This window comes from Mongoliibacter sp. (assembly GCF_007692705.1).
GTDB lineage: Bacteria > Bacteroidota > Bacteroidia > Cytophagales > Cyclobacteriaceae > Mongoliibacter.
The window spans coordinates 1-5998 of the sequence record NZ_REBN01000076.1; the positions used below are offsets into that span (position 1 = coordinate 1).

At 43.2% G+C, this 5998-nt stretch carries 5 protein-coding genes; 2 read left to right on the forward strand and 3 right to left on the reverse strand.

The window, feature by feature from the left end; genetic code table 11:
- Positions 1-956: aldose epimerase family protein (locus tag EA341_RS01940; protein WP_293010996.1), on the forward strand; the 956-nt coding region annotated here is incomplete at its 5' end.
- Positions 957-1094: 138 nt separating this feature from the next.
- On the opposite strand, the gene EA341_RS01945 is transcribed toward EA341_RS01940, so the two are convergent.
- From EA341_RS01945 to EA341_RS01955, 3 genes are all read right to left on the reverse strand, one after another.
- Complete coding sequence (locus EA341_RS01945) at positions 1095-1889, reverse strand: SDR family NAD(P)-dependent oxidoreductase (RefSeq protein WP_293010997.1); 795 nt, start codon at positions 1887-1889, stop codon at positions 1095-1097.
- 64 nt (positions 1890-1953) lie between these two features.
- Entirely contained in the window at positions 1954-3642 is a 1689-nt protein-coding gene (locus EA341_RS01950) for a sodium:solute symporter (RefSeq protein WP_293010998.1), read from the reverse strand.
- A 98-nt stretch (positions 3643-3740) separates the two neighbouring features.
- Entirely contained in the window at positions 3741-4724 is a 984-nt protein-coding gene (locus EA341_RS01955) for a phytanoyl-CoA dioxygenase family protein (RefSeq protein ID WP_293010999.1), read from the reverse strand.
- Positions 4725-5012: 288 nt separating this feature from the next.
- Here EA341_RS01955 and EA341_RS01960 point away from each other — a divergent pair, with 288 nt between their 5' ends.
- Entirely contained in the window at positions 5013-5861 is an 849-nt protein-coding gene (locus EA341_RS01960) for an AraC family transcriptional regulator (protein WP_293011000.1), read from the forward strand.
- Positions 5862-5998 lie beyond the last annotated feature (137 nt).

A 5998-nucleotide genomic window follows, 5' to 3' on the forward strand; every position in this document is an offset into this window, starting at 1 on the left:
AAGTAGAACTTACCAATTATGGTGCGATACTGTCAAAAATACTTGTTCCTGACCGCGATGGCAATTCCCAAAATATCATGTTGACTTATGAAAAAGTGGAGGATTTTATTAACGACAGTTATTTTTTCGGAGCTGTAGCGGGCAGATATGCCAATAGAATAGCCAAAGGCCGATTTGAATTGGATGGGCAAGAATACCAACTGGCCACCAATAACGGCGATAATCATTTACATGGAGGAGAAAAGGGGTTCAACAGACAGTTGTGGGATGGTGAAGTGATTGATGGGCTGGAAAATGAGATTGGAGTAAGAATGCGTTATGTGAGTGAAGATGGGGAAGAAGGCTATCCCGGCACATTGATTACCACTATAGATTTTGTTTTGGGAGCAGAAAATAAGCTTAAAATTATTATGGAAGCTGAAACAGACAAGGCTACGGTTGTCAACCTTACCCATCATGGTTATTTCAACCTTAGTAATATGGAGGAAAATATTTTGAATCATGAAGTTCAGCTTTTTGCTGATCACTATACACCGGTCGATTCTGGTTTGATTCCAACAGGAGAATTGTCCCCTGTTGAGGGAACGCCATTTGATTTTAGAGAACCGAGAAAAATAGGGGAGCGCATAGAAGATACAGGTGCTGGCTATGACCATAATTTTGTGATTTCTAGAGAACATGATGGTGAGCTTCGCAAAATGGCTGAGGTATACCATGAAGGATCTGGAAGGTTGATGAGAGTATTTTCCACTAAGCCTGGGGTTCAGTTTTACACGGGGAATTTTTTGGATGGAAAGCAAACCACCGCAGGCGTGACCTATTCAAAAAATTACGGCTTTTGTCTGGAACCTCAGTTTTTCCCAAATTCACCAAACGAGCCATCCTTTCCATCAGCAAGGTTAAATCCAGGTGAAACTTATAAACATGAGATTGTGTATGAGTTTGATTTGAAGTAAGAGAATGGATATTAGTTGATATTAGATGTTGGTAGATATTTTCTCTGCCGTCTTTGGTGCCCCTCAGCCGCCGTTAGTGCCATCACTAACGGCTTTTTATTTCTCCCGCTGATTTCCCTGATAATCGTAGATTTTTTTTCAGATTATCCCGGGGACAGACCCACCTTCAAGTTTGATAGCTGCTCCATTTGTTGCAGATGCCAACGGGCTGGAAAGGTATGCAATGGTATTGGCAATCTCTTCGGTGCTGATGAAGCGTTGGATTAATGAGGTTGTGCGCACGTTTTTGAAGAAATTTGCAGCCACTTCTGCTTCACTTATCTGCTCCCTTTCTGCAACTTCCTGTAAAAACCGTTCTGCACCTTCTGATAAGGTAGAGCCTGGAACGACAGTATTTACTGTCACAGCACTGCCTTTGGTAGTTTGGGCTAGTCCGCGAGAAACAGCCAGCAAAGCGGCTTTGGTAGTACTGTAGGCAATGAGGTCTTCAGGTACCAGCATGGCACATTCACTGGACACAAACAGGATTCGCCCCCAATTCCGCGTTAACATTCCGGGCAGTAATGCGCGTGACAGCCTGACCCCGCTCATTACATTTACCTCAAACATTCTGTACCAATCGGCATCGGATGTATCGGCAAAAGACTGTGAAGTAAAAATTCCCACATTATTAACCAGAATATCCACGGAGTTTAGGTTGTTCAATAATGATTCCACCGATGCCGGGTCGGAAAAATCAGCTGGAATACCTGTAATCTTGGCTTCAGGAAGTTCTTTTTTCAGCTGGGATATGGCTTGATCGATTCGAGCTTGGGTACGTCCGTTTAAGATGACCTCAGCTCCTTCAGCGGCCAGTACTTTGGCAATGGCCAGTCCAATGCCTCCTGTTGAGCCTGATACAAATGCACGTTTATTTTTAAGTTGTAAATCCATTTTATTGGTTTTAATCAGAGATAATTTTTAATAAAGAACGTATTCAGAATGAAGCGCTAAGCCTCTATCCAATTCCCCATGAACTGAATATAATCCATAGAAACAGGACCATCATGATCAAGGCGATGGTGAGGATTCCATCAGTGGAAACCTTAAATTTAAAGGCTGTTTCACCGGGTTGGAAAGTGGTAAGGCGAAGGGCTTTGTCCGACTGTTGGATACCTAATTTACTCACTAACATCATTAAAGCGCCACAGAACAGGAAAAGGATTAAAGCAAAATGAAGGAAATTGATTCCAAGAAAAATATCAAGAATTGATCCTTCGCTAACAGCAATGATACCTTCTTTGCTCATAAATTCCGTGACTAGTCTCAAAATCCCAAAGCCAAAGCCTGTCCATAAAGCTACGATTGCACCCTTTGCATTGATCCATCGGAAGTACAAACCCAATAGAAAGACTGCTGCAATGGGTGGTGAAATGTAGGCCTGTATGCTTTGCAGGTAATGGAAAATACCCCCTCCCATAAGTGTTCGCATAAAAGGGATCCAACCCAGGCTGACCAGAACCAATACCACTGTGGCAATTTGTCCGACCCTTACCAACTCCTTTTCTGATGCATTGGGCCGGCTTTCGCGATAAAAGTCTATGGTAAATAAAGTGGAGGAGGAGTTAAAGGCAGAAGAAAGTGAGCTCATCAATGCAGCCATTAAACCCGCTATGGCAATACCCTTGATGCCCACAGGCAAGAAGCCGGTAATCATGGCCGGAAGGGCCTGATCGGGATTGTCAAGGGAAAGGTTCAGGATACCTTTTTGGACCAAGGCATAGGCAATTACTCCCGGTACGAAAAATAGGAATACAGGCAAAAGCTTCAAGAATACTGCAAAAATAGTTCCTTTACGGGCGTTACTAATGTCTTTTGCCGAGAGTGCGCGCTGTACTATAAACTGGTCAGTACACCAATACCAAACCCCCAAAATGGGCGCGCCAAATAGCATGCCTGTCCAAGGGTAATCAGTATCAGAGAAGGGGCGCCAAAGATTGAAAAAATCCTCCGGTGGTGATTTGGTTGGATCATTGGCCGCAGCTGTGGCAATGGTATCAATCATTGCATTCCAACCGCCTAATTGCTCAAGTCCGTAATAAGTTACAGCAGCTGTGCCGCCTAACAATATAAAAGCTTGGATCATGTCCGTGTAAATCACCGCCCTTAGACCACCTAATACGGTGTAAAATCCAGTAGCAACCACGGTAATGATAGCACCTGTCCAAAAGGGAATGCCCATGGTTTCGAAAACCAAGGCACCTGAAAAGATGATGAGAGAGATTTTGGTGAGAATGTAGGCTACTAATGACACCACTGAAAGGTAGTTTCGACAGGCTTTTGAGTAACGTTTCTCCAGAAATTCAGGCATGGTATAAACCCCCGTACGCAGGTAAAAAGGTACAAATACCCAGCCGAGCAAAATAAGAATCAAAGAGGCAAGGATCTCAAAATTGGCTTGTGGCATTTCACCCCGTGCACCTGCTCCCGATACACCCAGAATGATCTCTGAACCGATATTTGAAGAAAATAGCGAAGCACCAATAACAAACCAGCCTTCATTTTTGCCAGCCAGGAAGTAATCAGTAGAGTCCAACTCATTTTTGCAGGTGGAACCTCCTTTTGAGGCCCACCAGGCAATCCACAGGACTACCCCGAAGTAAGCCGCAATGATGGTAAAATCCCACAGGCTCATATTTACTAACATAGATTATTATGGGTTTTTGGATTAGAATCAAGGCTATACAAAAGCCTTGATATATAAAAAACCAGTTACACCTTACTGCCACTGAAAAATTAAATTGGTCACCAACTTTCCAAGCCGAGGAGTTTTTTGCCAAGTTCGTTTAATTTGGCTACCTCATAGCGTGTTTGTTCCCAGTTGCGTGGGTCACCCGGGAAGGCATAACCTGCAGGTGCAACCCGGTTTTTCCAGGATTTTATCCTCCAGTTGCGCAATTCTTCATTGTCTTCTTCAGCAGGCATCATGGAGATGTATTGGGCGATTCTAACTTTGTCGATAGAGCGGTTTGGTCGAATCCCGTGTGGCTGAGTGCTGTTAAAAATAAGCAAGTCGCCAGCTTCAAGTTTCACTTTTACAATGTGCGCTTCAAGGCCTGTGACGTCTGGCTTAAATCTGTCACGGTCTTCAGGCTGTGTTAATTTCCAAGTATCATAGGTTCGGTAAAGCTCAGGTATACACTGAAAGCCACCCATATTTTCATCCGTCTGATCAGCAAGGGCCAAAACGCCCTGAACATTTTGCGGACGGGTTTCGGGGTCGTAGTCCCAATGGATAAAACCTTTGTATTCATGCCCCGGGCGCATTGGGAAGTTCAGGTTGGCGCGATCAATGGTTACCCAAAGCTTTTCTGTACCCCAGACGTCTACAAAGGCATCGTAAACACGCTGAGCCTGACGGTTATTCCAGAGGTGTTGGTTATTATATACTTCCACCATACCCGTGCCTACCAGTTCTTTCATTTGCATATCGCTGCGCGGTGAAGTGTACCAGGTTTCTGGATTGTATGGATCTTTCTCCTCAAATTCCCACAGAAATTCAGCGGTCGCTTGCGCCTGTTCACGGGGAACGGCCTGCTTTATCACCACATACCCGTTTTCGATCCAGAATTTCCAATCTGCTTCACTCAATACCCGCAGAGGCTGACCGTTGGAGCGATTGCTTAATTTAACTTTGCTGCTAGTGGCAGTGGAGGGATTACCCGGAATCTCTTTATGGTTTTTATTCGGGCTGTCTCTTTGGGTGATGGTCTTTTTTTGGGTTTCCATTTTTAGTATTTGGTTAAAGTGAGATTCTGATATTGATTAAATCTTCAATAAAACTAGTCTATAAAAATGCACTAGGCTTGTCGTATTCTGTCTATAATTTGAATTATTTTGATTTTTTGTTAAAATTAATGGTCCAATAGAGCAAAATAGGTGAAAAATGGGATATAAGACCGATGACAGAAGACCCCCGCCTGTCGGAGGGCAGGGATGTTACCAGCATTTAAAAACTTAACTATATTATCTATTTATCTGGCGGATAATCATATAAATTAATTTAAAATTTGCTGTATGAAAACCGAGCTTGAAGAAATCTCCCGTCCCTCCAACAGTTCCGTACAGCTGATGGTAAATCCCAATCTCAGCGACTTCTTTTTCTGGCATTTTCACCCTGAATTCGAGTTGGTCTATATTGATGGCGCAAGCGGGACACGACATGTAGGAAAGCACATTTCTCGATTTGATGGTAGTGATTTGGTATTGATCGGTTCCTACATTCCCCATCTCAACTTTGACTATGGGGTGAAGACCCCTTATGAAAAAATGGTCGTGCATATCCGCCCCGACTTTCTACAGGCAGCTCATACCACAGTCCCTGAGCTTCTGGCAATTCATGAGCTATTCCAACTCTCGCGGTATGGTATTGCTTTTGGCGAATCTACAAAGGAACTGCTCGGTAAACGCATCAAACACTTGCATACACATTCAACTTTTGAGCTGTTCTTAGAATTGCTTGGAATCCTAAAAGCATTGATGGACTGCCCCGATAAAGTGCTGCTGCATGATGAGCCTGTAAAAAACCAATTTACCCAAAAAGACGAGACACGACTTAGAAGCGTTTTTGAGTTTATTGACGGCAACTACCAACGCAAACTCGAAGTTCGCGAAGCTGCCGAGTTAACGTTTTTGAGCGAGGCGGCTTTTTGCCGTTACTTTAAAAAAATGACGCGCCTTACTTTCACGGAATTTGTAAACCACTACCGCATCGATAAAGCAAAAAAGCTATTGCTCCAAGACCATAATGTAACCGAAACCTGCTTCGAATGCGGATTTGAAAGTTTGAGTTATTTCAATCGCACCTTCAAAAAAATCACAGGAGAAAATCCATTGGCATTCAAAAAGAGCTACCGTTCTACCTAAATGACATCTCTACTTTTCTTAAAAACAAAAAAGTTATGTTCAACCTGAAATTTCAGATTGAACATAACTTACAACATGGCTTATTGTGAACTTTACACTTCCTTCACCTCAGAAGCCAACTTCTGCAATGAGTCTTT